Source organism: Pseudomonas sp. Pseusp18, from assembly GCF_059506005.1.
In genome coordinates this window covers 4,451,423-4,475,252 of the sequence record NZ_CP169240.1, presented here as the reverse complement: position 1 = coordinate 4,475,252, position 23,830 = coordinate 4,451,423, and the positions used below count along the sequence as shown (strand labels likewise).

The window sequence follows — 23,830 nt, the reverse complement described above, 5'->3', positions numbered from 1 at the left end:
ATAGCGGTGCCGCGTCAGGCGCCAACCGCCTTTCACTTCTAGAATTCAGGAATTTTCTGATCCATGGGCAAATCGCTGGTCATTGTGGAATCCCCGGCTAAGGCCAAGACCATCAACAAGTATCTGGGTAACCAATACGTGGTGAAGTCGAGTATCGGCCATATCCGAGACCTGCCCACCAGCGGTTCGGCTAGCGCCAGCAAAGAGCCTGCCGCCAAGCGTGGCAAGGCCGCCGCAGGCGAAGGTCCGGTGCTCACGCCGAAAGAGAAAGCGCGCAAGCAGCTGGTCTCGCGCATGGGTGTCGATCCCGATCATGGCTGGAAAGCCAAGTACGAGATCCTCCCGGGCAAGGAAAAGGTTATCGAAGAGCTGCGCCGGCTCGCCAAAGATGCTGACACCATCTATCTCGCAACCGACTTGGATCGCGAGGGGGAAGCCATTGCCTGGCACCTGCGCGAAGCCATCGGTGGTGACGACAGCCGCTACAAGCGCGTGGTGTTCAACGAAATCACCAAAAAAGCGATCCAGGAAGCTTTCTCCCAACCGGGCGAGCTGGACATCGATCGCGTAAACGCCCAGCAGGCGCGTCGCTTCCTCGACCGCGTGGTGGGTTACATGGTTTCGCCGCTGCTGTGGGCCAAGGTCGCCCGTGGCCTGTCCGCCGGTCGCGTGCAATCGGTTGCCGTGAAGCTGGTGGTTGAGCGTGAGCGTGAAATCCGCGCGTTCAACCCGGAAGAGTACTGGGAAGTTCACGCTGACCTCGGCACCGCCAAGGGCGCGACTGTGCGCTTCGACGTGGCTCGCGAGAAAGGCGAAGCCTTCAAGCCGCTCAACGAAGCCCAGGCCATGGCCGCGCTGGAGAAGCTCAAGGCTTCCAGCTACAGTATCGTCAAGCGCGAAGACAAACCGACCAGCAGCAAGCCGTCGGCACCGTTCATCACCTCCACCCTGCAGCAGGCCGCGAGCAACCGCCTGGGCTTCGGTGTGAAGAAAACCATGATGATGGCCCAGCGTCTGTACGAAGCCGGCTACATCACTTATATGCGTACCGACTCCACCAACCTCTCGGCCGATGCCGTGACGATGGCGCGTACTTATATTGAAGGCGAATTCGGCAAGAAGTACCTGCCGGAAACCCCGAACGTCTACAGCAGCAAGGAAGGCGCACAAGAGGCTCACGAGGCGATTCGTCCGTCCGACGCCAATACCGAGCCAAGCAAGCTGTCGGGCATGGAGCGTGATGCCGAGCGGCTTTACGAGCTGATCTGGCGCCAGTTCCTCGCCTGCCAGATGCTGCCGGCCCAATACCTGTCGACCACGGTCACCGTCGGTGCCGGTGACTTCGAGTTGCGGGCCAAGGGCCGCATCCTGAAGTTCGACGGTTACACCCGCGTCATGCCGCAAATCACCAAGCCTGGCGATGACGACGTGCTGCCGGACATGGCTCAGGGCGATGCGATGAAGCTGATCAAGCTTGATCCGACCCAGCACTTCACCAAGCCGCCGGCGCGTTACTCGGAAGCGAGCCTGGTAAAGGAAATGGAAAAACGCGGCATCGGTCGTCCTTCGACCTACGCGGCGATCATTTCGACCATCCAGGACCGCGGCTACGTGGCGCTGCACAACCGTCGTTTCTATTCGGAAAAGATGGGCGACATCGTCACCGAGCGTCTGGCCGAGAGCTTCTCCAATCTCATGGACTACGGCTTCACCGCCGGCATGGAAGAGAATCTCGATGACGTGGCCCAGGGCGAGCGCGACTGGAAAAACGTGCTCGACGAGTTCTATGGCGACTTCAAGAAGAAGCTCGAAGTGGCCGAAAGCGCCGAAGGCGGTATGCGCGCCAACCAGCCGGTAATGACTGATATTCCTTGTGTGGTGTGCGGTCGTCCGATGCAGATTCGTACTGCATCGACCGGCGTGTTCCTCGGTTGCTCGGGTTACAGCCTGCCGCCGAAAGAGCGCTGCAAGGCCACCGTCAACCTAGTGCCGGGCGACGAAATCGCTGCGGACGACGAGGGCGAGTCGGAGTCGCTGGTTCTGCGCGGCAAGCACCGTTGCCCGATCTGCAGCACGGCGATGGACGCTTACCTGCTCGACGAGAAGCGCAAGCTGCACATCTGCGGTAATAACCCGGATTGCGCAGGCTACGAGATCGAAGAGGGCACTTACCGCATCAAGGGCTACGAAGGTCCGAGCCTGGAATGCGACAAGTGCGGCAGCGAGATGCAGCTCAAGACCGGCCGTTTCGGCAAATTCTTCGGTTGCACCAACGCAACCTGCAAGAACACCCGCAAGCTGCTGAAGAGCGGTGATGCGGCGCCGCCGAAGATGGATCCGGTGAAGATGCCTGAGCTCAAATGCGAAAAGGTCAACGACACCTACATCCTGCGTGACGGTGCTTCCGGCCTGTTCCTGGCGGCCAGCCAGTTCCCGAAAAACCGCGAGACCCGTGCGCCATTGGTCGTCGAGATCGTGCCGCACAAGGATGAGATCGATCCGAAGTACCACTTCCTCTGCGAAGCGCCGAAGAAAGATCCTGACGGTCTGCCAGCAGTGATCCGTTATAGCCGCAAGACCAAAGAGCAATACGTGCAGACAGAAGTCGACGGTAAGCCGACTGGTTGGAAAGCGTATTACGATGGCGGCAAGTGGACGGTTGAAGACAAGCGTCCAGCAGCCAAGGCTTAAAAGCCGCTGTACATAAAAGGCCGCATGACAACCCTCGGGTTTTCATGCGGCCTTTTTGTTTTGGGCTTGCGGTGAGCTTGGGTGATCCACGACACTGTCAGACCTGCGTGAAGCAATTATTTCGTTGTGGAGGCTGCCGTCATGGCCCACGAACTCTATACCCGTACCAACCAGAAGATTTATTTCGCCGGCCTTTCGCTGGAAGCGCTCGCCAAGGCTGAAGAGGGGCGGGCGATGAACTCCCTGGCACTGATTCAGGCCGGGCGCGAATCGGCGTTGTTTCACCTGTACGGAGCGCTGTTGGGGCTGTGCCATGAAATCGCCGGTTTCTATCGCTTGCCTCAGGCCAATGCGCCGCGGGCAGAGATGCTGCTGACCCGCGAAGTGCTCGAAACCATCGCTATTCCGGAAATGGCCGAGATGGTCGAGTTGGCGCAAAACCCTGAAACCTGGCTGGCCAAACTGCTGTCGGCTTATGCCGCACTGTTTCAGCCGCCTCGTGCGCCGCACAAACCCAAGGGTGATGTGACGCAACCGCTCATTCTGGCGGTCAATCTGGACGAAGAAGAGGCGCCTGAAGAGCTGAGCCGGGAAGAACTGGAGAGCTGGCGCCAGAGTCTGAAAAGCCTGGCGATCCGGTTTCGCGAAGGGCTGAACGAGTGCTGAAGGATTGAGTGCTTGGCGAATGGCCCGCTCAAAGAAGCATGATGTCAGAAATTTCTCTTCGTGATGGCATCTGGTCAAGATCCCGAGCGAAGCTTGGCCGATGCCTATATAATCCCTGCCTTTCGTGGAGAACAGTCCTTTATGCCAACGTCCTTTCTAGAAATTGTCGAGTTACCAGACGGCCGAATCGAGCTGCGTAGGGCCGAGGACGAGGGTTCCCTGGTTACTTTGGATTTCTCCGAGGATGCCAAGGCTTTCCTGCAAGGCCAGCACGTGGAAGTCGCCAAGGCGATGTTGAGCGTCGGTGTTCAGATGGCAGGACGCCTGGTTGAAGGCGAATTTGATAAGGAAGAGGGGCCACGGGTTCTTCATTGATCCCGCCCGTCGGATTTTGCGGATACCTCTACAGACCGGCTTCTCTATCCTTGGAGAAGCCCCGCGCTGTTCAGTGCAAACACTGTTTTGTCAGTTAACCCAGCCGAATATTCAGACTTTGCGCATCCCCGGTACGGGCGGCACTGATCAGCTGTTGCCGCGACGATGTGCTCAACGGGTTTAGCCAGCTGACGACCGTATGGCTGCGGCCAAGTCGCAAAGCTTCACAGGTCAGCTGTTGAGCGCTCTGCGTGCCGCGTGGTTGCAGCAGCAGAATGCGTTCACGGTTCAGGCCGGCGTCTCGCAGCCAGGCTTGGGTCAGGCTGGCGGGCGGGGCGATCAGAGTCAGCCAGCGAGCGTCCTGGTCCTGACTCAGTTCCCTGAGGATGGGTGCCAGAAGGTTCAGGCAGTTCCCGGCCGCGCCACGCAATGACAGCTCGCTGAAGACTTCGGGCTCGGCGCTCCAGGGCGACTCGACCACGTCTTTCAGGATCGGCGCCAGCGGCTGCGCCATGAACGCCTCGAACAACGGGAGTTGGGCTTGCTGTGAAGTGTGTGGGAACTGCATAAAGCCTCCTTTAGCGGCGAATCACGCCGACGCTCAAGCCTTCGATCACCAGTTCCTGATCTTTCAGGTTGACTTCGATAGGGGCGAATTCAGGGTTTTCGGCAATCAGCCAGACTTTGCTGCCGTCGCGCTTGAAGCGCTTGACGGTCACTTCATCGCCAATCCGCGCCACCACGATCTGACCGTTACGGGCTTCGCGGGTGGTATGGACGGCCAGCAGGTCTCCGTCGAAAATGCCGACGTCCTTCATGCTCATGCCATGGACCCGCAACAGATAGTCAGCGCGAGGGTGGAAGAACGAAGGGTTGATGTTGCAGGATTCTTCGATGTGCTGCTGGGCGAGGATCGGAGCGCCCGCTGCCACTCGGCCGATGATCGGCAGGGTAGATTCGTCGGCCTTGGCTTCGAAGCCGGGGATGCGAATGCCGCGGGAGGCGCCCGGGGTCATCTCGATCGCGCCCTTGCGGGCCAGTGCCTTGAGGTGTTCTTCCGCCGCGTTGGGCGACTTGAAGCCCAGTTCCTGAGCGATTTCCGCGCGGGTCGGCGGGTAGCCGTTGTCTTCGAGGCAGCGTTTGATGAAGGCCAGAATCTCTGCTTGGCGTGGCGTCAGCTTTAGCATATTGATCGCTCTGTCTTTTTATACAGTGACTGGGATTATATACAGTGAACCGGTCTTGGCAATGCCCCTTTTTTTGCCGGCCGCTGGACGGTCATTCAGCTCGCCGATTGAAGCGCCAGTGTTGTATGGTTAAATAGCTGACCGACCATTCCCAAAACGAACCCGCCAGACTTGACAAGGCCTGGGCTGAAACGTATGTTTCAAACAAGTGTTTGTCAGGCGGAGTAGCCATGGCCCAGTCGGAAACCGTTGAACGCATTCTCGATGCTGCCGAGCAATTGTTCGCGGAAAAAGGTTTCGCTGAAACCTCGTTGCGTCTGATCACCAGCAAGGCCGGTGTCAATCTGGCGGCGGTGAACTATCACTTCGGATCGAAGAAGGCGCTGATTCAAGCGGTCTTCTCGCGTTTTCTCGGGCCGTTCTGCCTCAGTCTCGATAAAGAGCTGGAGCGCCGTCAGGCCAAACCCGAGAACAAACCGACCCTCGAAGAATTGCTGGAGATCCTCGTCGAGCAAGCCCTGGTGGTGCAACCACGCAGCGGCAACGACCTGTCCATCTTCATGCGTTTGCTGGGGCTGGCTTTCAGTCAGAGCCAAGGGCACTTGCGTCGTTATCTGGAAGATATGTACGGCAAGGTTTTCCGCCGCTACATGCTGCTGGTCAACGAAGCCGCGCCACGCATTCCACCGATTGAACTGTTCTGGCGCGTGCACTTCATGCTCGGTGCCGCGGCGTTCAGCATGTCGGGGATCAAGGCCTTGCGCGCGATTGCCGAGACCGATTTCGGCGTCAACACTTCCATCGAGCAAGTGATGCGTCTGATGGTGCCATTCCTGGCTGCGGGCATGCGTGCCGAAACCGGCGTCACCGACACCGCCATGGCTACCGCACAGTTGCGTCCACGCAGCAAATCGACCCCGGTGGCCGCCAAGGTTTAACCGCACACGGGTGGGCGCGGCAGCTGACATCCGCTAAGCTAGCCGCCCATGCCGACTCTCGTTTTGAACCCCCTCATTGATATCGCCGACCTGCCGGGCTCAGCCCATGGCGGCGAATTCGTGCGAGCCGGGTTTATCGTAATCAAGGAACTTCTATGACTGCTGGCCTGCAAGGCTCGTTGATGGTGGACGTCGCCGGTACCTGGCTGACGTCTGAAGATCGCCAATTGTTGCGCCAGCCCGAAGTGGGCGGCCTGATCATTTTTGCCCGCAACATCGAACACCCGCGTCAGGTACGCGAGTTGAGCGCCGCGATCCGCGCCATTCGTCCTGATCTGCTGCTGGCGGTGGACCAGGAGGGCGGTCGGGTTCAACGGCTGCGTCAGGGCTTCGTGCGACTGCCCGCCATGCGCGCCATCGCCGACAATCCGAATGCCGAATACCTGGCCGAGCAGTGCGGCTGGATCATGGCGACCGAAGTGCTCGCGGTCGGTCTCGACCTGAGCTTCGCCCCGGTGCTGGACCTGGACTACCAACGCAGTGCCGTTGTCGGCACTCGTTCGTTCGAAGGTGATCCCGAGCGCGCAGCCTTGCTCGCCGGTGCATTCATCCGTGGCATGAACAGCGCCGGGATGGCTGCCACCGGCAAGCATTTCCCCGGTCATGGCTGGGCCGAGGCCGATTCCCACGTTGCGATTCCCAACGACGAACGCAGCCTTGACGAAATCCGCGCCAACGACCTGGTGCCATTCGCGCGATTGAGCAAGCAATTGGCCGCCGTCATGCCGGCCCACGTTATTTATCCACAAGTCGATTCCCAGCCTGCCGGTTTCTCCCGTCGCTGGTTGCAGGACATCCTGCGCGGCGAGCTGCAGTTCGATGGCGTGATCTTCAGTGACGACCTGTCGATGGCCGGTGCACACGTGGTGGGCGATGCCGCCAGTCGCATCGAAGCGGCGTTGACCGCCGGTTGCGACATGGGCTTGGTGTGCAACGACCGCGCGGCTGCCGAGTTGGCTTTGAGTGCCGCCCAGCGGTTGAAGGTCAAGCCTTCGGCGCGTATCGCGCGGATGCGTGGGCAGGCGTACGCCAGCACCGAATACCGTCAAGACCCGCGCTGGCTGACGGCCGTCGGCGCGCTCAAAGAAGCTCAATTGATTGATTAAGGACTTTTCGTTATGACGGTTTACGCGATTATCGGTGGCACCGGCCTGACTCAACTCGAAGGCCTGAGCATTCGCCAGTCATTGGCGGTGGACACCCCTTACGGTGCGCCTTCAGCCGAGGTGCAGATCGGTGAGTACGCCGGCAAGGAAGTGCTGTTTCTCGCACGTCACGGCCACCCACACCGCTTCCCGCCGCATCAGGTGAACTACCGCGCCAATCTGTGGGCCTTGAAGCAGGCCGGTGCCGAAGCGATTCTCGCGGTCAACGCCGTGGGCGGGATTCATGCCGCGATGGGCACCGGGCATTTCTGCGTGCCGCATCAATTGATCGATTACACCAGCGGTCGCGAACACACCTATTTCGCCGATGACCTGGAACACGTTACACACATCGACTTCAGCTATCCCTACAGCGAACCCCTGCGTCAGCAATTGATCGCGGCGTTGGCGGCTGAAGGCGTCGGCTACAGCAGCCATGGCGTGTACGCCTGCACTCAAGGGCCACGTCTGGAAACAGTTGCTGAAATCGCGAGGCTGGAACGTGACGGTTGCGATATCGTCGGCATGACCGGTATGCCAGAAGCCGCATTGGCGCGTGAACTGGAACTGGACTATGCCTGTCTGGCGCTGGTGGTGAACCCCGCGGCGGGCAAATCGACGGCGGTCATTACCATGGCCGAGATTGAACAGGCACTGCATGATGGCATGGGCAAAGTGAAGTCGACGTTGGCGCGGGTATTGAAAGGCTAAGCTCGACACTCTCGAGCGCCAGTCTCGACGGGCTGCTGGCTAGCAATCGGTTGTTGATCGATGCGGCGATGCCGGCCATCGACTATCTGGCCGATCGCCAAGGCAAGGAAGGGCTGATCATCCTCGCCAATTCCGACGCCACCATCCTCGCCGTCGAAGGTCGCGCCGACCGTCTCAAGGGCAGCGGCCTGCAAGACATCACCCTTGGCGCAGGGGCATGGTCTGGCCGTCGGGCGGCCTCGACCCAGTCACCGCCAATGAGCATGCGCGGTGCGCGCTGGATGAACGCCGAGGTGGCGGGAAGCAGATAAGGGAGGGGCATGGCAAGACCTCTTGTTGTGCGTGAAAACGGGGGCTTGCTCACTGTTTGGCAATGGCTGTGCCAAGTGTCGGGAAGGGGCTGATAGCTCAGTGACAGCGGGGTTTTGAGTGATGCGAGGGGGCGGGCGACTCGCTTGGAGGTGTCGCAAATCGCGACAGCCCGATGAGACGACGAGCAACCTGTCACAGCCTTGAGACACCCGCTAATGAGGATTAGAATTTTCAGGCTAAAGGGTGAAATGACGGAGCATTTGCCCGGCATCCATCTGGCGTGAGGGAGGTAGCGATGTTCCTATCACCCCTGGAAATCCAAAACATCATCGAGCAAAGTTTTCTGCCCGCCGTGTGCACCTGTAGCATGGAGGCAGACCAGTTCCTGACGATTCGGGTCTGCGATTGCATGACCGGCAAAGTGGATCTGGTGGCCACTCACGTACCGGTATGGACACTGGACAGTCCCCATGCAATTGCATCGCTGGTGGCTGATATGCGGTTGGAAATCGAGGCTCACAAAGGCGTTCACCCGACGTTCTACAGCTGAACCGATGTCACGCCGCACCTGTCGATGGTGCGGCGTGCGTCTGTCATGTCAGGACGGGATTTTTCGGGAAATCTCATCGAACGTGTCGTTGTCTACAGCCGCCAGCAACCTTCTTCCATCCTTGAGTGTGGCCAGAAAGGTTACCTCGGTTTCCTTGCCAGCCAACATGAAGCCGGCAATTGCGCCGATAGGCCCCAGCAACATGGCCCCCGCCACGCCGAAGCCGATGACATCCTTGATGTTGTTGATCGAATCCTCGTTGGCCACTTCTACACTCTTGAACAATGAGAGCGGGAGGGTGATGCCGGGCCACGGGTGAAGCGACGTCCTGAGCGTGAAAACGCCGTCTGTGTACTCTCCATCACCCTGCAGAAAGTCCCCCGCCAGGACCGTTATGCTTGCCATGTTCTTACCCTCTGACTGGCAATCGGTGAACCCACATTTCGCGCCTGCACTGCAGCATCGTCAATCGCCGGGCGATGAAGTGTTCCGGCCGGGGGCCTCTATGCTTGTCTCACACTGCAACAGGTATCGCGATATTAGACGCGGGCGATCTCGTTCAGACGCGCCCATAAGCCAGTTATTTCAAGTAACTGATTGATTTTTATAGTGATCGTTAAGCTGGCACGCGGCGGCATCAAGAACGCCGCCGCATCACGCCTCAGGCACCGGGCAACTCAAATCCCCTTCCTTACACTTCAAGTAAGTCTTGAAGGCTTCGACCCGCGCCTTGGTCAGCGCCGTGGTGCAGTTGCTATAGATCAGCGGGTAAACACTGCCTCCCTCCACTCCGGACGCCGAGAACTTGCACTCGGCATCGCGAAACGCAATCCATGAGCGCTGGGCACCGACCAACAGCTTCTTGGCGTCAGGGCTGTCCTTCAATCGCGTGGTGATCTGCTGGTAAAGCGCATTCAGCTCCTTGTCGGCGGCCTTGTTCTGCTGCGCTGCGCACTGATTCATCGTCGTCTGGTCGGTGGCGTTGTCGCAGTCGACGGCATGCGCAAGAGGGGTGAACAGCAGCGGCGTCAGTGCCAGGAGCAAGCGTGGGTGCATGGGAATTCTCGCTGTGACAATTGAAAAGAGGAGGTTGCAGTGTAGCGAAGACGCAGGCTTCAGCTTGTAGAAAGGGCGCCTGAAGCCGCGAGTAACTGGTCCGCACAAACCTGGATGTCAGCGCGCCTGTGCAACTTCGCCAGCCAGCCTTCAGGGATGGCCTGCGCACCATAGTGAGCCCCGGCCAACTGACCGACGATGGCGGCAGTGGTATCGGCGTCGTCACCCAGGTTCGCGGCTTCGAGGATGGCGGCTGCAAAACTGTCAGTGTGGTGAAAGCACCACAAGGCCGCTTCCAGTGATGCAACGCAGTAGCCGCTGCCCCGGATATCGTCTTTGGACTTGTCGAGGTAGTCGCCTCGGGCGATGGCCATGACTTTTGGTTCCAGGAATATTGTCTCTGGCAGGCGCTGCAAATCCGGCTTGGTGGCGCCTAGCAATGCCTTGCGGAGCAGTTCGGCAAGCAACTGACAGCATTCAAGTGCCTCCGGCGCGGCATGGGTAGTACGCGAACTGTCTACGGAAAACGTCCTGATCCGGTCGCGGTCGGGAAAGTAGTACAAGACTACCGGCGCCAGCCGCATCAGCGAACCGTTGCCCGCCGTGTCGGGATCGGAGGAGCCTGCGAATGGCTGACCGGTTTTCTGATAACGAACCAGCGCGTCACGTACGGTCATGCCAATGTCGAAGCATTCGCCGGTCGAACTCTGGTAACCCCATTGCCACCAGTTGAGGTAACGGCCCATCTGGTCAGCCGCATCAAAACCTTTTTTGTTCAGCAGACTTTCAGCCAGGCAAAGTGCCATGGATGTGTCATCGGTCCATTGCCCCGGCTTCAGATTGAACGGGCCGCCGCCAACCATATCGGTCAGGGGCTCGAACGAGCCGCGTGGCTGGAATTCGACACTGGTGCCGATAGCATCTGCGCAAGCAAGCCCAAACAGGGTTGCGCGATAACGCTCCGTGAGTGAAGGCTGCATGAATCTTCCTTGTAAGGTTGCACGTCGTTGCAAACGTTAGCAGTTTCAATCCGTTGACTGTGCCTTTCAAACCAGAACTTATGGCCAAAATCGAGGCCGAATATTTCAGGTACGGTTGATTGCATCAGCCGTTTGATACAACTTTTAGGTTGGTCTTCTGGTCTTTACGGGCCTACTGTTCAATACAGGAGGTGACTTATGAACCCAGCATCAGATCGCATCGAAAGGAAGATCCTGCTCAAGGCGCCGCGCTCGCGGGTCTGGCGCATGCTGGCCAATGCCGAAATGTTCGGACAATGGTTCGGCGTGGCACTCGAAGGCAAGCGCTTTGTCGCCGGCGAGTGGACCCAGGGGCAGATTACGTATCCTGGTTATGAGCACTTGTTGTGGAATGTACTGGTGGAGCGGGTCGAGCCGGAGCGGGTGTTTTCGTTTCGCTGGCACCCGTATGCGGTGGAGCCGGAAGTCGATTACTCTCAGGAGCCCACCACGCTGGTGAAATTCGAACTCCAGGACATGGACGAAGGCACGCTGTTGACGGTCGTCGAGTCCGGTTTCGATCACGTTCCCCAGTCGCGCAGGCTCAAGGCTTTCCGCATGGACAGCCGTGGCTGGGATGAGCAGATGAACAACATCGAACAGTTTCTGGCAGAAAACACCAAGGCCCACGAGCGTCAGGGAAGTTGATGGCTGCAAGCCGCGAAATTCGCGGCTTCGGCCCGTGATGGTTGATACGTCTAAGGGTTTTCGGAAGGGCGGCTATAGCGAATGTCTTACACGTGGTAGTAGCTATATCGTCTATTGCTGATTGGATCCGAAGCGTAATCTAGCCCCATCAACTGAAGCACAGGAAGTGCTCAGGGTCACGGATGATCGACCATAAGCAAGGATTGCTGCCGACAGGGAGTCGATATGGTCTTGGGAAAACCCGCTTCGGCGGGTTTTTTTTCGTCTGCAGGAAACTGCGACCGATCTCCCGTACCTGTACCCGTGCTAGTAGCAGCTGCCGAACGCAGCCTTCGGCAGCTGCTACAGGGGCTGCTTTCAGGCGCTGAATGGTCAATGGCTTACACGCAGCCGCTGTTATGTCGTCTTTTGAAGCTTCATCGATGTGTTTAATCTGGATCCATCAACTGAACACAGGACGTGTTCAGGATCACGGATGATCGACCATACGCCAGGATGGCTACCGACAGGATGTCGTAATGGTCTTGAGAAACCCGCTTAGGCGGGTTTTTTTATGGGTGTCAGAAAAGTCCGTCAGATGTCCACGACTGCACGCAGAGTCTCCAAGGCGCGCTTCAACACGTCGAGGCTGATCGATCCCATGGCCACCCGCAGTGCAGGAGGCACATGAGTGGTCGTGGCAAAGGGATCGGCGCTGGTCACCTGCACGCCTTTACGTTCCAGCTCGGCAACCACCGTTTCGGCCCGCAAGCCTTCGGGCAATCTGAGCCAGAGGTAGTAGGACGCGGGATGCGCCACCAGTTCGCAATTTTTCAGGATTTGCCGAGCCAGGTTCTGTCGCTGCCGGGCGTCCAGGCGCTTTTGCTCTTCGAGGTTGTCGACTTCGCCGCTATCGATCCAGCGGCAGGCCAGCGCGACGGTCAGCGACGGGGTGCTCCATGTCGACACGCGAATGGCTTGTTCCAGCGCCGGCATCATCGCTTTCGGTGCAACGATGAAACCGATGCGCAGGCCTGAGGCAACGCTTTTCGACAGGCCGCTGATGTACAGCGTGCGCTGCGGGGCCAGGGTAAACAGCGGTTTGGGTGCCGGTTCTGCGAGGAAGGCATAGGCGCCGTCTTCGATGATCAGAAAGTCGTAGCGTTCGGCCAATTGCACCAGGCGCTCACGGTCGGCGATGGACATCACCGTCCCCAGCGGATTGTGCATCGTCGGCATGCTGTAGAGCGCCCGCACGGGGCGCCGCTTGCACAGTGCTTCCAGGGCGTCGAGGTCGGTGTGTCCGGCGATTTGCGGCAGGGCTTCGAGGTCCAGCCGATGGGCCTGGGCCAGGGTTTTCAGGCCGGGGTAGGTGAGGGCGTCGAGGGCCAGAATATCTCCCGGCTTGAGCAGTGCCATCAGCGTCACGGCAAGACCTTGCTGGGCGCCGTTGACGATCAGAACCTGATCGCCCCCCACTCGAATGTCCCGATTGCGTAAATGCCGGGCCGCCGTCTGCCGTTCATGCGGCCGCCCGCCCTGAGGCGCGGAATGCAATAGCGCATCGATATCCCCGGAGGCGGCAATCGCTCGCAAACCCTCGCGCAATAACTCGTCCTGGCCGGGTACCGACGGGTAATTGAAGGTCAGGTCCACCATGCCGACGCCCAGTGGTTGCTGTTCCAGACCCAGTCCGCGTGGCAAGGACGTGTCGCGCACAAAGGTGCCACGACCGATTTCGCCAACCACCAGGCCGATCGCTTCCAGCTCGTGATAGACCCGCAATGCCGTGGCCAGGGCGATCCGTTCGCGCTGCATCAATGCGCGAATGGTCGGCAATTGCGTGGCGGGTGGCAGTTCACCGCTGCGAATCTTCCCGGCGAACTGATCCACCAGGCGTTTGTAGCGAATACGGGTCATGGGTGAGGGCTCTTTGTATCTGGATCAATTTTTTGTTTGTATCAGATTGGCGCTCTAACCTACAGGCTTTCCAGGAGGGAGACTGCGCTGTGATTGACCTTGCGACCTTATCGATTTTCGTCGGCGCGGTGATGTTGTTGTTGCTGTCACCCGGACCGAACATGGCCTTCGTGATCAGCCATGGCGCCAGTTATGGCTGGCGCGGTGGTGTGGCGTCGGGATTGGGCATTGGCCTGGCCGATCTGATCCTGACGGCGCTGACCGCGATGGGCGTTACGGCACTGGTTGCCAGTTGGCCGCCGGCCTTCGACCTGATCCGTTATGCCGGTGTCTTGTACCTGCTGTGGCTGGCGCTCAAGGCGTTGCAAAAGCCATCGGCCGGCGGCATGTCGGATGTTGCGCAGGTGCCGCTCAAGACCCTGCTGATCCGGGCGATGCTCAACAGCCTGTTGAACCCCAAGGCCTTGCTGTTTTTCATGGTGTTCCTGCCGCAATTCGTTAACACGCAACGAGGCTCGATTGCCGTACAGCTGGTGCTGCTGGGCATGGTGCTGACCCTGGTCAGTGGCGTGTTTCACACCCTGCTCGGGGTTTTCGGCAGCACGGTCAGCCGGCGTATTTCCAGCACGTCGACATTCGCCAGATGGCAGTCATTGGGGCTGGCCGCGGTATTGCTGTTGCTCGCCGTCCGGCTGGCCCTGATGACACGTCCGGCCTGACTCATTCACTGAAAAGGAACCTCTGCATGTACATCGCATCGTTTATCTACAAACCCGGGCAACGAGACGAGGAGTTCAACCGGTTGAGCACGTTGATCGACGAAGTCGCGATCAGCATCGAAGGGTTCGTCGGTACCCAGTCCTGGTGCTCGGCCGATGGTGAGTTGGTCAACGCCAGTTACTACTGGCAGGACGAAGCTTCTATCCGGGAATTCGCCAGCCATCCCAGACACCTGGAGGCCAAGCGTCAGTACCGCAAGTGGTATGCGGGTTATCAAGTGGTGATCGCTAAAGTGGAGCGGGCTTATGGCGATGACTCGTTCGAGCTGTTTGTGCCGAATGGCCGGCGTGCGGCGAATGCTTGAGCGAGGTTTTCCGCGACGGATTCCCGGCCTGAATGACTGACTGCGGGGGGATAGCCCCCCGCGGCCATCTCTTTCACTGGAGATCGAGTTTCGCCGCTGCACGTTCGGTGATTTCCGTACGTAATTTCAACGACCCGGCAGCGCGTTTACGGGCTTCCTCCAGCACGCTGGCTGGCGCCGTTTCGGGGCTGCCCGACGCAAACGGCGGTGCCGGGGCGTATTCCAGCTGCAATTGCACCAGTTGCGCGGTGTCCTTATCGAACAATTCAGCGGCCAGGGTCAGGGCAAAATCGATGCCTGCGGTGATCCCGCCACCGGTCAGCAGATTGCCGTCGCGCACCACCCGATCCTTCACCGGGATCGCCCCCAACAGCCCGAGCAATTCGTGATACGCCCAGTGAGTGGTGGCGCGCTTGCCCTTGAGCAACCCCGCCGCGCCAAGCACCAGGGCACCGGTGCAGACCGAGGTGACATACCGCGCCGTCGCGGCCTGAGCCTTGATGAAGGCCAGGGTTTGTTCATCCTCCATCAATGGGCCGACGCCGCCACCTCCGGGAATGCAGATCACATCCAGCGGCGGGCAATCGTCGAAGGTGATGGTCGGTTTCAACACCAGCCCGGTACTCGCGGTGACGGGCACCAGGTCTTTCCAGATCAGATGCACCTTCACGTCCGGCAGCGAGGCCAGCACGTCATAAGGGCCGGTCAGGTCCAGTTGTTGAACCTGTGGAAACAACAGTAAACCGATCTGCAACGTCATGGCGTTTTTCTCCTGATTGGGGTGGACGGCTTCACTGTAGGCTCGTAGGATTTGGCGAATACGCCAATAACCCCACGAATTACGCCAAACATGCCAAGCCACCCGAAAACCATTCATGTGCTGGCCTTTGCCAACGTGCAAGTGCTCGATGTCACCGGGCCGTTGCAGGTGTTTGCCTCGGCCAACGACATTGCCCGCCAGCAAGGTTTGCCGCCGCCCTATGCGCCGTCAGTGATTGCCAGCGGTGGCGGGGCAGTGATGTCGTCGGCGGGGTTGGCGCTGTTGGCGGAGCCGCTGCCGGATCGGGGCAGCGACACCTTGATCATTGCCGGTGGCTGGGGCGTTTACGCGGCAGCGCAGGACGTGTCGCTGGTGGCGTGGGTGCGTGAGCATGCGCGAGATTGCCGGCGGGTGTCGTCGGTGTGCACCGGGGCGTTTTTGCTGGCGGCCAGCGGCTGGCTTGATGGTCGACGGGTGGTGACGCACTGGACCCGCTGCGAGCAATTGGCGCAGCAGCATCCCAAACTGCAGGTCGAACCCAACCCGATCTTCATCAACGACGGTCCGGTCTGGACCTCGGCCGGGGTTACCGCAGGCATTGACCTGGCGCTGGCCATGGTCGAACAGGATCTCGGCCGAACCATGGCCCTCGAAGTCGCTCGGCAACTGGTGGTGTTTCTCAAGCGTCCGGGGGGCCAGTCGCAGTTCAGCGTGACCCTGTCGTTGCAGAAAGAAGGCAACCGATTCGACGAGCTTCACGCCTGGATCAGCGAAAACCTCACCAAGGACCTCGGCATTCCGACCTTGGCCTTGCAGGCCGGAATGAGCGAGCGCAGCTTCGTCCGTCACTACCGCGCCGACACTGGCCAGACCCCGGCGCGGGCCATTGAGCTGATTCGGGTCGAGACCGCGCGACGACTGCTCAGCGACACCGGCGTACCGATCAAACGGGTCGCGGTGCAATGCGGGTTTGGTAGCGAAGAGACCCTGCGCCGCAGTTTTCTGCGGGCCATGGGCGTGACACCGCAGGCTTATCGCGAGCGGTTTTCCGTCAGTCCTCCAGCAGATCCAGTATTGCCTTGAGCGTCGCCTCGGGTGCTTCCTCGGGAATGTTATGCCCGACGCCCGCCAACACTCGGCGTTCGTAAGGGCCGGTAAAATGCTCGGCGTCTTCATCGATGTCCGGCGCGGGGCCCACGCCATCATCGGCGCCGCACAGGGAAATCGTCGGCACGCTGATTGCCGGTTGTCGGGTCAACGCTTCTTCCATCCACTCCAGCGCCGGGTCGCCGGGCGCATACATGAACCGGTGCCGGTACGAGTGAATTACTACGTCGACGAAATCCGGATTATCGAAGGCTGGCGCGCTCAAGGGATATCGTTCGACATTTTGCGCCCAGGTCGGCGACCACAGGCGCCAGAGCAGTTCGCACAGGGCCCGGCGGTTTTGGGTCAAGCCTTCCACGCCGCGTGGGGTGTGGAAGTAATACTGATACCAGAGACGATGTTCGGTCTGCGGATCCAGAGGCTCGGTGGAGCGGGGAATGTTCTGCAGGTTGTAACCGTCCCCGGTCACCAGGCAGCGCACCCGCTCTGGCCTTAGCGCCGCGACAATGCACGCCGCCCGACCGCCCCAGTCGTAACCGCACAGCGCGGCTTGTTTGATGGCGAGAGTGTCCATCAGGTCCAGCAAATCCTGGGCGAGGGCGGCTTGCTGGCCGGAGCGCAGGGTGTCGGGGGCGTTGAAACGGGTCGGGCCGTAGCCGCGCAGGTACGGGACGATGACGCGGTAGCCCTTCGCAGCGAGGGTTGGGGCGATTTCGTCGTAGGCGCGGGGGGAGTAGGGGAAGCCGTGCAGAAGAATGATCGGGTCGCCGGTGCTGGGGCCGTGTGTTTCGCAGGCAATATCGAGGTTTGGCGTCAGGACATGTTGGGTCTGCATTCGATGCTCCATAGGCTGTCTATCAACGGCTGATTCAGATCGACCCGGGCCCTTTCCTCAGGCTTCCACGTCCATCTGATTGAAGTACTTCGACCGGTCCGGCGTATACGTCACGACCATTTTGGTCCTGGAACAGGTCAGCGCCCGTTCTGCGCTCAGATCAATATCCAGATCTTCCCCGCGCAACCCCTGCCATTGGGCGAGGTATTTGAGGGATCCGTATTTTTCGAGTTTCTTCAGGCTGCGGCTGACGCCACCTTTCCAACCCAGCACCGGGAGTTCGCCGGTTAGGCATTGTCGGGCGAGGTCGGGGAAGCGGGCGGCGCGTTGGCGACCGATCTCCCAGCATTTGATCAGGCCTTTGTCGTGGCCCTCCCATAGTTCAGTCCGGTTCAGGCCTGATCGGAGTGGGGTATCGATGCTGCGATGGATGCGCTGGGTCATTCTGGTTCCTTGAATTCGGGTTTTGTTGGACAGCTCCGCTGTGCCCGTTGAGCGTGGATGGTAGGGATGGATATAGGCGCTGGCAACAAGGTATTTCCGGATGTAGGAATCAGTTACCAGGTGTTGATTGGGCTGGTTTGTTTAGTGAATGTAGGCGATTGGCCTACACACTCTTGTGGCGAGGGGGCTTGCCCCCGTTCGGCTGCGTAGCAGTCGCTAAGCCAGTAAATACGGTGCTTCTGGAGGAATGTGGTTGAGCATTCGAGGGGCCGCTACGCGACCCAACGGGGGCAAGCCCCCTCGCCACGGGAGGTCAATAGTGGCTGGCGGTGCGTGTTTAAGTTCATCGCGGGTAGGTCTTGATCCTACAAAAAGTGTCGTAAAAGTGGATATTTCCGACGAGTTTTGACGGTTGTAGTTGAGGAACGGGAGCAGCAAGCCATGTGTTGAGGCTGGTGGCCCTTTCGCGGGCAAGCCTCGCTCCTACAGCGAAGCCAGCACCTCAGCCTCAAGGCTGCCAGAAGTTCTTCTCCCCACTCAACTTCCGATCCAGAAAGCTCGCCGCGCTGATCAGCGCCAGGTGCGTCAGTGCTTGTGGTGTGTTGCCCAGGTGTCGGGCGTGGCTGTCGAGCTCTTCGGCGTACAGCCCCAGCGGGTTGGCGTACCGCAGCAATTGCTCGAACTCCAGATGCGCCTTTTCCACCTGGCCGGCGCGGGCCAGGCATTCGACGTACCAGAACGAGCAGGCGGCGAAGGCGCCTTCGGTGCCGGGCAGGCCGTCGATCTGGCTGTCGTCGTTGCGGTAGCGGTAGACCATGCCCGCGCGCACCAGGGTTTTTTCGATGGCTTCGAGGGTCGCGATCCAGCGTGGATCCTTGGCACTGACGAAGCGCACCAGCGGCATCAGCAGCATCGAGCCGTCGAGGCCGGTGCCGCCGATGTGCTGGACGAAATGCCCGCGCTCTTCGTTCCAGAAGTTGCTCCAGATGTCGGCGTAGATCGCTTGACGAGTCTGGTCCCAACGGGCGAACGGGGCGGGCAGCGAGCGTTTGGAGGCCAGCCGGATGGCCCGATCCAGCGCCACCCAGCACATCAGTCGCGAGTGCAGGAAATGATGCTGCTCGCCGCGCATTTCCCAGATGCCAACGTCCTTTTGCTGCCAGGTTTCGCAGACCTGATCGACCACTTCCACGGTGTGTTTCCAGCCCTCATGGGAGATCGCTTCACCGTACTTGTTGACCAGGTACACCGCATCCATCAGCTCACCGAAGATGTCGAGCTGGATTTGTTCGTACGCCTGATTGCCGATGCGCACCGGCGTCGCGCCGCCATGGCCGGACAGGTGCGCAAGTTCGGTTTCCGGCAACTCCTGGCGGCCATCGATGGCGTAGAGAATGTTGAGTTTCATCGGCTTACCGTGGCAATCGCTGACCCTGCCACGCAGCCAGCGCATGTAGGCGTTGGCTTCCTCGACGAAGCCCAGGCGCATGAAGGCATAGACGGTGAACGAGGCGTCGCGGATCCAGGTGTAGCGGTAGTCCCAGTTGCGTGCGCCGCCGGGTGTTTCCGGCAGGCCGAAGGTGGCGGCGGCGAGGATGGCGCCGTGTTTGCGCGAGGTCAGCAGCTTCAGCGCCAGGGCCGAACGATTGACCATTTCCCGCCATCGCCCGCGGTAATTGGACTGGCCGATCCAGTCGCGCCAGAACTTCAGGGTGCGCTCCAGGCACAGTGCAGCGGCGCCTTCCTTGAAGCGCGGATCGTCAACGCCGCCGAGCAGAAACTCGGCGCTCTGGCCCTGTTCGAGGGTGAACTCGGCTATCGCCGCATTGCCTTCGACGCGCAAGGGCTGATCCGAACACAGCTGCATGGGTGGCTGACCGGAGGCCTCGAAATACACACTCCGACCACGCGCCCGGGCCTTGGTGTGAGCTCGCGCATAGTCATGACGCAGGTTGCAGAGCATCTGTATCGTCGCTTGACCGCTGACCACGCGCACCCGGCGCATCAACATCGGCAAATCATCCTCGCTGTCGCCGATCGGCAGCAGGTCGATGACTTCGACCACTGCGTTATCGCTGAGCCAGCGGGTTTGCAAAACGTTGGTGTCGGGCAGGTAAATCTGCTCGCGGCGGGCGTCGGGCAGGTCCGGGGCCAGTTGGAAAATGCCGGCATCGGGGGTATCCAGCAGCGAGCAGAAGATCGACGGACTGTCGAATTCCGGCCAGCAGAAAAAGTCCACGCTGCCCTTGTCGTTGACCAGCGCCGCGCTGCGCATGTCGCCAATGATGCCGTGGGCGTCGATCGCGCTTTGTCGTTCGGAATGATCAGCCATTGCCGCAGAACTCCGGGATTCGAGGGCCTAACCAGCTGACTGGTTTAAGCCACAGAGAGTTCATTTGGCGACGAACCGGCGTTCACACTCAACCAATAATTCGACGCTTTCTCCCTGGCGGGATTTACCGGCGCCGACTAATTTTCGCCCCTCGTGGGTCGTCTTCCCATACAGACGACTTTTTGAGGTAAACGTGGTGACCAAGTTGACCCTGCTGTGTCTGCCGTATTCTGGCGCCAGTGCCATGGTCTACAGTCGCTGGCGGCGCAAGTTGCCGCAGTGGCTGCAGTTGCAACCGGTGGAGCTGCCGGGGCGGGGCGCACGGTTCGGCGAACCGTTGCACACCGACATGCGCGCGCTGGCGATGCAATTGGCCAAGGAGTTGCGTTCGACGCTCAAGGCGCCTTATGCCTTGTTTGGTCATAGCTTGGGCGCCTTGCTCGCGTGTGAACTGGCCCACGCCTTCCGTGCGTTGGGTTGTCCGGAACCGGTGGCGCTGTTTGCCTCGGGAACGGCGGCGCCGACGATGCGGGCCGATTACGACCGTGGTTTTGCCGAGCCGAAAACCGATGCGCAGTTGATCGAGCAGCTACGAACGCTCAATGGCACCAGCGAAGAGGTGCTGGCCAATGAAGAGCTGATGAGCCTGACGCTGCCGATTCTGCGCGCGGATTTTCTATTGTGCGGGCGTTTTCAGCCGGTACAGCGGCCATTGCTCAAGTGCCCGGTGCATGTGCTGGGTGGCAAGGCCGACAAGGCCACCACCGAACAGTTGATCGGCTGGAGCAAGGAAACCCACGGCAGTTTTTCGGTGGACATGCTGGCCGGTGGGCACTTCTTCATTCATGAACACGAAGCCAAGGTGCTGCGGCTGATCAAGGATCAGCTGGGGGGGCATCATCGGCGGCATGCCTTGGCGGCTGTCGGTTAACACGATGCTTCAGTTTGGTGATTTCTGTGGCGAGGGAGCTTGCTCCCGCTGGGTTGCGAAGCGACCCTAAAACCTGCGACCTCGCTGTGTCAGGAATACCGCATTCGCCGGTTTACGACTGCTGCGCAGCCGAGCGGGAGCAAGCTCCCTCGCCACAGGTCTGTGTTCGGCCGTCATTTCTTCGCCGCACCGCCGATTCCAGCCGCTTCGACCTCCCTTCCTGATACTTGTTCTCAAACGCTAATTTTTCCGGTCTGCATTCGTTTCATAGGGACGACGTGCCTTTGTGCTTCCTGCCTACTGATCCGGATGCTAAGAAATGAATGCTGAAGACTCCTTGAAACTTGCTCGCCGGTTTATCGGGTTGCCCCTGGAAAAGCGCCAGATGTTCCTTGCGGCCTTGCACAAGGAGGGCGTGGACTTCGCCCGTTTTCCGATTCCGCAAGGGGTCGAGGCCGAAGACCGGCAAGCGCTGTCCTACGCCCAGCAGCGCATGTGGTTCCTCTGGCAACTGGACCCGCACAGCGGCGCCTACAACTTGCCGGGCGCAGTGCGCCTGACTGGGCAACTGAACCTGCCGGCCCTGGAGCAGGCGTTCGCCAGCCTGGTGGCGCGTCATGAAACCCTGCGCACGGTGTTCCAGCGCCAGGCCGACGAGTCCCTGCAACAAGCGCCGACCCATGCGCCGCTGGTGATCGAGCAGGTCGATTTCAGCGCGCTGCCAACCCTTGAGCGCGAACAGGCCGTGACCGAGGCCGCCCAGCAGCAATCGTTGCTGCCGTTCGATTTGGCCGTCGGGCCACTGCTGCGGGTCAAGCTGCTCAAACTCACCGAGCAGGAGCACGTGCTGCTGCTGACCCTGCACCACATCGTTTCTGATGGCTGGTCGATGAACGTGCTGATCGACGAGTTCATCCGCTGCTACGACGCCCATGATGCCGGCGCGCAACCGCAGCTCGCGCCGTTGCCGATTCAATACAGCGACTACGCCTTGTGGCAACGCCGCTGGCTGGAGGCCGGGGAGCAGGCGCGGCAGTTGGAATACTGGCAAGCCCAATTGGGCTTCGAGCATCCGGTGCTGGAGCTGCCCACCGATCACCCGCGCCCGGCGATGCCCAGCTATCGCGGCACGCGTTACGAGTTCGGCGTCGACGGCCCACTGGCCGAGCAACTGCGAGCCACCGCGCAGAAGCACAACATCACCTTGTTCATGCTGTTGCTTGGTGCGTTCAACGCGTTGCTGCACCGTTACACCGGGCAGACCGACATCCGCGTCGGCGTGCCGATCGCCAACCGCAATCGCGGCGAAATCGAAGGCCTGATCGGTTTCTTCGTCAACACCCAAGTGCTGCGCACCCGGCTCGACGGCCAGACCCGCGTGGCCGATTTGCTCAGTGACATCAAGGAAACTGCCCTCGGCGCCCAGGCCCATCAGGACTTGCCATTCGAGCGGCTGGTGGAAGCGTTGAAGTTGGAGCGCAGCCTCAGCCACACGCCGTTGTTCCAGGTGATGTACAACCATCAGCCGCAAGTGGCGGACATTTCCACGGTGACCACCGCCTCGGGCCTGGAGCTGGGCGTGATCGAATGGGAAGGGCGCACCACCCAATTCGACCTGACGCTGGATACGTATGAAAAGGCCGGCACACTGCATGCCGCGCTGACCTATGCCAATGATCTGTTCGATGCGCCGACCATCGAGCGCATGGCGCGGCACTGGACCCATTTGCTGCACGGCATGGTCAACGACAGCCAGCAGCGCATCAGCGATTTGCCATTGCTTGAAGCCGAGGAATACCAACGCATCGTCCATGACTGGAACCGCGCTGACGAAGGTTTCGCCGATGATCTGTGCATTCATGAGCTGATCGCCAGACAGGTCGCGACCATGCCGGACGCGTTGGCGGTGACCTTTGCGGCCAGACAACTGACTTACGCCGAACTCGACAGCCGCGCCAACCAACTCGCCCACAAGCTGATCGAGTTGGGCGTGGGCCCGGAAGTGCGGGTCGGCGTGGCGATGCAGCGTTCCGACAGTCTGTTGGTGGCGTTGCTCGCGGTGCTCAAGGCCGGCGGCGCCTACGTGCCGCTGGACCCGGATTACCCGGCCGACCGCGTGGCCTACATGCTTGAGGACAGCCGTGCATTGGTGCTGCTGACCGAGCAGGCCGTTGGGGCAACATTGAGCATCGCTGCCGAGACACAAGTGTTGTTGATGGACAGCGCCGAGCCATGGCTGGCCGCTTACCCAAGCAGCGCACCAGTCACTCGCGTCACGCCGGATAACCTCGCCTACGTGATCTACACCTCCGGCTCCACCGGCAAGCCCAAAGGCGTGGCCATCGCCCATCGCAACGTGCTGGCGCTGATCGACTGGTCGCAATCGGTGTACAGCCGCGATGACATTCAAGGTGTGCTGGCCTCGACCTCGGTGTGTTTCGACCTGTCGGTGTGGGAGTTGTTTGTCACACTGGCCAACGGTGGTTCGGTGATCATCGCTCGTAACGCCCTGGAGCTGCCGCAACTGCCGGCCCGCGATCAGGTGCGCCTGATCAACACGGTGCCATCGGCGATCAATGCGCTGCACAGTGCCGGGCAGATTCCGCCGAGCGTGCGCATCATCAACCTCGCCGGTGAACCGCTGAAGCAAAGCCTGGTGGAGGCGTTGTATCAGCAGCCGACCATCGAGCACGTCTACGACCTCTACGGTCCATCGGAAGACACCACCTATTCCACTTGGACCCGCCGCCAGTCCGGCGGCAGCGCCAACATTGGCCGACCGTTGAAGCACACCGCCAGCTATTTGCTCGACGCCGATCTGCAACCGGTGCCGCAGGGCGTATCGGCTGAGCTGTACCTGGCCGGCGCGGGCATCACCCGGGGTTACTTGGCGCGACCGGGCATGACCGCCGAGAAATACGTGCCGAACCCGTTTGCCAGCAACGGCGAGCGTCTGTATCGCACCGGTGACCTGACCCGCTATCAGGTCGACGGCGCGTTGCAATACGTCGGTCGCATCGACCATCAGGTCAAGGTTCGTGGCTTCCGGATCGAGCTGGGTGAAATCGAAGCGCGGCTGT

Annotated in this window: 23 protein-coding genes and 1 pseudogene (1 of these 24 only partly in view); 14 read left to right on the top strand and 10 right to left on the bottom strand. The window is 60.3% G+C overall.

From position 1 onward, the window contains the following. Positions 1-63 precede the first annotated feature (63 nt). From topA to ACEN9A_RS19885, 3 genes are all read left to right on the top strand, one after another. The gene (topA, locus tag ACEN9A_RS19895) at positions 64-2,691 is read left to right on the top strand and encodes a type I DNA topoisomerase (protein ID WP_019648305.1); all 2,628 of its coding nucleotides are present in this window, start codon (positions 64-66) and stop codon (positions 2,689-2,691) included. Between the two features lie 141 nt (positions 2,692-2,832). Continuing rightward, the gene (locus tag ACEN9A_RS19890) at positions 2,833-3,357 is read left to right on the top strand and encodes a DUF6586 family protein (RefSeq protein WP_258670124.1); all 525 of its coding nucleotides are present in this window, start codon (positions 2,833-2,835) and stop codon (positions 3,355-3,357) included. Positions 3,358-3,498: 141 nt separating this feature from the next. Next, positions 3,499-3,732, top strand: a complete 234-nt coding sequence (locus tag ACEN9A_RS19885; protein WP_007933173.1) for a hypothetical protein — start codon at positions 3,499-3,501, stop codon at positions 3,730-3,732. A gap of 94 nt (positions 3,733-3,826) precedes the next feature. Here ACEN9A_RS19885 and sulA read toward each other — a convergent pair whose 3' ends face one another. Together sulA and lexA are read right to left on the bottom strand one after the other, a co-directional pair. Beyond that, positions 3,827-4,300 (bottom strand): SOS-induced cell division inhibitor SulA, encoded by a 474-nt coding sequence (gene sulA / locus ACEN9A_RS19880; protein ID WP_007933172.1) that lies wholly within the window; start codon positions 4,298-4,300, stop codon positions 3,827-3,829. A 10-nt stretch (positions 4,301-4,310) separates the two neighbouring features. Then, positions 4,311-4,919, bottom strand: coding sequence for a transcriptional repressor LexA (gene lexA / locus ACEN9A_RS19875; protein ID WP_007933171.1), 609 nt, complete (start codon positions 4,917-4,919; stop codon positions 4,311-4,313). A gap of 230 nt (positions 4,920-5,149) precedes the next feature. On the opposite strand from lexA, the gene ACEN9A_RS19870 reads away from it, so the two are divergent. The 5 genes and pseudogenes from ACEN9A_RS19870 (at position 5,150) to ACEN9A_RS19850 (ending at position 8,635) form a co-directional block, all read left to right on the top strand. Continuing rightward, entirely contained in the window at positions 5,150-5,857 is a 708-nt protein-coding gene (locus ACEN9A_RS19870) for a TetR/AcrR family transcriptional regulator (protein ID WP_019648307.1), read from the top strand. Positions 5,858-6,012: 155 nt separating this feature from the next. Continuing rightward, the gene (gene nagZ / locus ACEN9A_RS19865) at positions 6,013-7,023 is read left to right on the top strand and encodes a beta-N-acetylhexosaminidase (RefSeq protein ID WP_258670118.1); all 1,011 of its coding nucleotides are present in this window, start codon (positions 6,013-6,015) and stop codon (positions 7,021-7,023) included. Positions 7,024-7,035: 12 nt separating this feature from the next. After that, positions 7,036-7,773 carry an S-methyl-5'-thioinosine phosphorylase gene (locus tag ACEN9A_RS19860; RefSeq protein WP_007991412.1) on the top strand — a complete coding sequence of 246 codons (738 nt, stop codon included), beginning with the start codon at positions 7,036-7,038 and terminating at the stop codon, positions 7,771-7,773. Between the two features lie 11 nt (positions 7,774-7,784). Then, positions 7,785-7,997 (top strand): annotated as a pseudogene (locus ACEN9A_RS19855) (sigma-54-dependent Fis family transcriptional regulator); the annotation flags it as partial. A 383-nt stretch (positions 7,998-8,380) separates the two neighbouring features. Then, the gene (locus ACEN9A_RS19850) at positions 8,381-8,635 is read left to right on the top strand and encodes a DUF1652 domain-containing protein (protein WP_018925324.1); all 255 of its coding nucleotides are present in this window, start codon (positions 8,381-8,383) and stop codon (positions 8,633-8,635) included. 48 nt (positions 8,636-8,683) lie between these two features. Here the strand turns inward: ACEN9A_RS19850 and ACEN9A_RS19845 are convergent, their stop codons facing one another. From ACEN9A_RS19845 to ACEN9A_RS19835, 3 genes are all read right to left on the bottom strand, one after another. Continuing rightward, positions 8,684-9,040 carry a hypothetical protein gene (locus ACEN9A_RS19845; protein WP_018925325.1) on the bottom strand — a complete coding sequence of 119 codons (357 nt, stop codon included), beginning with the start codon at positions 9,038-9,040 and terminating at the stop codon, positions 8,684-8,686. A 249-nt stretch (positions 9,041-9,289) separates the two neighbouring features. After that, positions 9,290-9,691 (bottom strand): lysozyme inhibitor LprI family protein, encoded by a 402-nt coding sequence (locus tag ACEN9A_RS19840; RefSeq protein ID WP_018925326.1) that lies wholly within the window; start codon positions 9,689-9,691, stop codon positions 9,290-9,292. A gap of 59 nt (positions 9,692-9,750) precedes the next feature. Then, entirely contained in the window at positions 9,751-10,671 is a 921-nt protein-coding gene (locus ACEN9A_RS19835) for an ADP-ribosylglycohydrolase family protein (protein WP_086945118.1), read from the bottom strand. A 198-nt stretch (positions 10,672-10,869) separates the two neighbouring features. Here ACEN9A_RS19835 and ACEN9A_RS19830 point away from each other — a divergent pair, with 198 nt between their 5' ends. Then, positions 10,870-11,358 carry an SRPBCC family protein gene (locus tag ACEN9A_RS19830; protein WP_018925328.1) on the top strand — a complete coding sequence of 163 codons (489 nt, stop codon included), beginning with the start codon at positions 10,870-10,872 and terminating at the stop codon, positions 11,356-11,358. Positions 11,359-11,931: 573 nt separating this feature from the next. Here the strand turns inward: ACEN9A_RS19830 and ACEN9A_RS19825 are convergent. Then, on the bottom strand, positions 11,932-13,257 hold the full coding sequence (locus tag ACEN9A_RS19825; protein ID WP_258670111.1) for an aminotransferase-like domain-containing protein: 1,326 nt from the start codon (positions 13,255-13,257) through the stop codon (positions 11,932-11,934). 89 nt (positions 13,258-13,346) lie between these two features. Between ACEN9A_RS19825 and ACEN9A_RS19820 the strand changes: the two genes are divergently transcribed. Further along, positions 13,347-13,976, top strand: coding sequence for a LysE family translocator (locus ACEN9A_RS19820; protein WP_258670108.1), 630 nt, complete (start codon positions 13,347-13,349; stop codon positions 13,974-13,976). Between the two features lie 26 nt (positions 13,977-14,002). Beyond that, positions 14,003-14,341, top strand: coding sequence for an antibiotic biosynthesis monooxygenase family protein (locus tag ACEN9A_RS19815; RefSeq protein ID WP_019648322.1), 339 nt, complete (start codon positions 14,003-14,005; stop codon positions 14,339-14,341). 73 nt (positions 14,342-14,414) lie between these two features. Here the strand turns inward: ACEN9A_RS19815 and inhA are convergent, their stop codons facing one another. After that, on the bottom strand, positions 14,415-15,101 hold the full coding sequence (inhA, locus tag ACEN9A_RS19810; protein WP_258670106.1) for an isonitrile hydratase: 687 nt from the start codon (positions 15,099-15,101) through the stop codon (positions 14,415-14,417). 90 nt (positions 15,102-15,191) lie between these two features. On the opposite strand from inhA, the gene ACEN9A_RS19805 reads away from it, so the two are divergent. Further along, positions 15,192-16,184 carry a GlxA family transcriptional regulator gene (locus ACEN9A_RS19805; protein ID WP_019648324.1) on the top strand — a complete coding sequence of 331 codons (993 nt, stop codon included), beginning with the start codon at positions 15,192-15,194 and terminating at the stop codon, positions 16,182-16,184. On the opposite strand, the gene ACEN9A_RS19800 is transcribed toward ACEN9A_RS19805, so the two are convergent. The 3 genes from ACEN9A_RS19800 to ACEN9A_RS19790 form a co-directional block, all read right to left on the bottom strand. Continuing rightward, positions 16,153-17,043, bottom strand: a complete 891-nt coding sequence (locus tag ACEN9A_RS19800) for an alpha/beta fold hydrolase (protein ID WP_019648325.1) — start codon at positions 17,041-17,043, stop codon at positions 16,153-16,155. The two genes, ACEN9A_RS19805 and ACEN9A_RS19800, sit on opposite strands and share 32 nt — an antisense overlap. Positions 17,044-17,100: 57 nt before the next feature. Continuing rightward, on the bottom strand, positions 17,101-17,487 hold the full coding sequence (locus ACEN9A_RS19795; protein ID WP_258670101.1) for a hypothetical protein: 387 nt from the start codon (positions 17,485-17,487) through the stop codon (positions 17,101-17,103). Between the two features lie 508 nt (positions 17,488-17,995). Continuing rightward, positions 17,996-19,819, bottom strand: a complete 1,824-nt coding sequence (locus ACEN9A_RS19790; RefSeq protein ID WP_258670098.1) for a glycoside hydrolase family 15 protein — start codon at positions 19,817-19,819, stop codon at positions 17,996-17,998. Between the two features lie 193 nt (positions 19,820-20,012). On the opposite strand from ACEN9A_RS19790, the gene ACEN9A_RS19785 reads away from it, so the two are divergent. Both ACEN9A_RS19785 and ACEN9A_RS19780 read left to right on the top strand, forming a co-directional pair. Then, positions 20,013-20,750 carry a thioesterase II family protein gene (locus ACEN9A_RS19785; protein WP_258670095.1) on the top strand — a complete coding sequence of 246 codons (738 nt, stop codon included), beginning with the start codon at positions 20,013-20,015 and terminating at the stop codon, positions 20,748-20,750. A gap of 319 nt (positions 20,751-21,069) precedes the next feature. Beyond that, positions 21,070-23,830 carry the 5' end (the start) of a non-ribosomal peptide synthetase gene (locus tag ACEN9A_RS19780; RefSeq protein WP_258670092.1) on the top strand. It continues 9,620 nt past the right edge of the window, so 2,761 of the gene's 12,381 nt are visible here — the first part of the coding sequence; the start codon lies at positions 21,070-21,072; its stop codon lies off the right edge, out of view.

Coding starts and splice junctions, on each gene's coding strand:
- topA (WP_019648305.1), top strand. CDS start 64: ATGGGCAAATCGCTGGTCATTGTGGAATCCCCGGCTAAGGCCAAGACC.
- ACEN9A_RS19890 (WP_258670124.1), top strand. CDS start 2,833: ATGGCCCACGAACTCTATACCCGTACCAACCAGAAGATTTATTTCGCC.
- ACEN9A_RS19885 (WP_007933173.1), top strand. CDS start 3,499: ATGCCAACGTCCTTTCTAGAAATTGTCGAGTTACCAGACGGCCGAATC.
- sulA (WP_007933172.1), bottom strand. CDS start 4,300: ATGCAGTTCCCACACACTTCACAGCAAGCCCAACTCCCGTTGTTCGAG.
- lexA (WP_007933171.1), bottom strand. CDS start 4,919: ATGCTAAAGCTGACGCCACGCCAAGCAGAGATTCTGGCCTTCATCAAA.
- ACEN9A_RS19870 (WP_019648307.1), top strand. CDS start 5,150: ATGGCCCAGTCGGAAACCGTTGAACGCATTCTCGATGCTGCCGAGCAA.
- nagZ (WP_258670118.1), top strand. CDS start 6,013: ATGACTGCTGGCCTGCAAGGCTCGTTGATGGTGGACGTCGCCGGTACC.
- ACEN9A_RS19860 (WP_007991412.1), top strand. CDS start 7,036: ATGACGGTTTACGCGATTATCGGTGGCACCGGCCTGACTCAACTCGAA.
- ACEN9A_RS19850 (WP_018925324.1), top strand. CDS start 8,381: ATGTTCCTATCACCCCTGGAAATCCAAAACATCATCGAGCAAAGTTTT.
- ACEN9A_RS19845 (WP_018925325.1), bottom strand. CDS start 9,040: ATGGCAAGCATAACGGTCCTGGCGGGGGACTTTCTGCAGGGTGATGGA.
- ACEN9A_RS19840 (WP_018925326.1), bottom strand. CDS start 9,691: ATGCACCCACGCTTGCTCCTGGCACTGACGCCGCTGCTGTTCACCCCT.
- ACEN9A_RS19835 (WP_086945118.1), bottom strand. CDS start 10,671: ATGCAGCCTTCACTCACGGAGCGTTATCGCGCAACCCTGTTTGGGCTT.
- ACEN9A_RS19830 (WP_018925328.1), top strand. CDS start 10,870: ATGAACCCAGCATCAGATCGCATCGAAAGGAAGATCCTGCTCAAGGCG.
- ACEN9A_RS19825 (WP_258670111.1), bottom strand. CDS start 13,257: ATGACCCGTATTCGCTACAAACGCCTGGTGGATCAGTTCGCCGGGAAG.
- ACEN9A_RS19815 (WP_019648322.1), top strand. CDS start 14,003: ATGTACATCGCATCGTTTATCTACAAACCCGGGCAACGAGACGAGGAG.
- inhA (WP_258670106.1), bottom strand. CDS start 15,101: ATGACGTTGCAGATCGGTTTACTGTTGTTTCCACAGGTTCAACAACTG.
- ACEN9A_RS19805 (WP_019648324.1), top strand. CDS start 15,192: ATGCCAAGCCACCCGAAAACCATTCATGTGCTGGCCTTTGCCAACGTG.
- ACEN9A_RS19800 (WP_019648325.1), bottom strand. CDS start 17,043: ATGCAGACCCAACATGTCCTGACGCCAAACCTCGATATTGCCTGCGAA.
- ACEN9A_RS19795 (WP_258670101.1), bottom strand. CDS start 17,487: ATGACCCAGCGCATCCATCGCAGCATCGATACCCCACTCCGATCAGGC.
- ACEN9A_RS19790 (WP_258670098.1), bottom strand. CDS start 19,819: ATGGCTGATCATTCCGAACGACAAAGCGCGATCGACGCCCACGGCATC.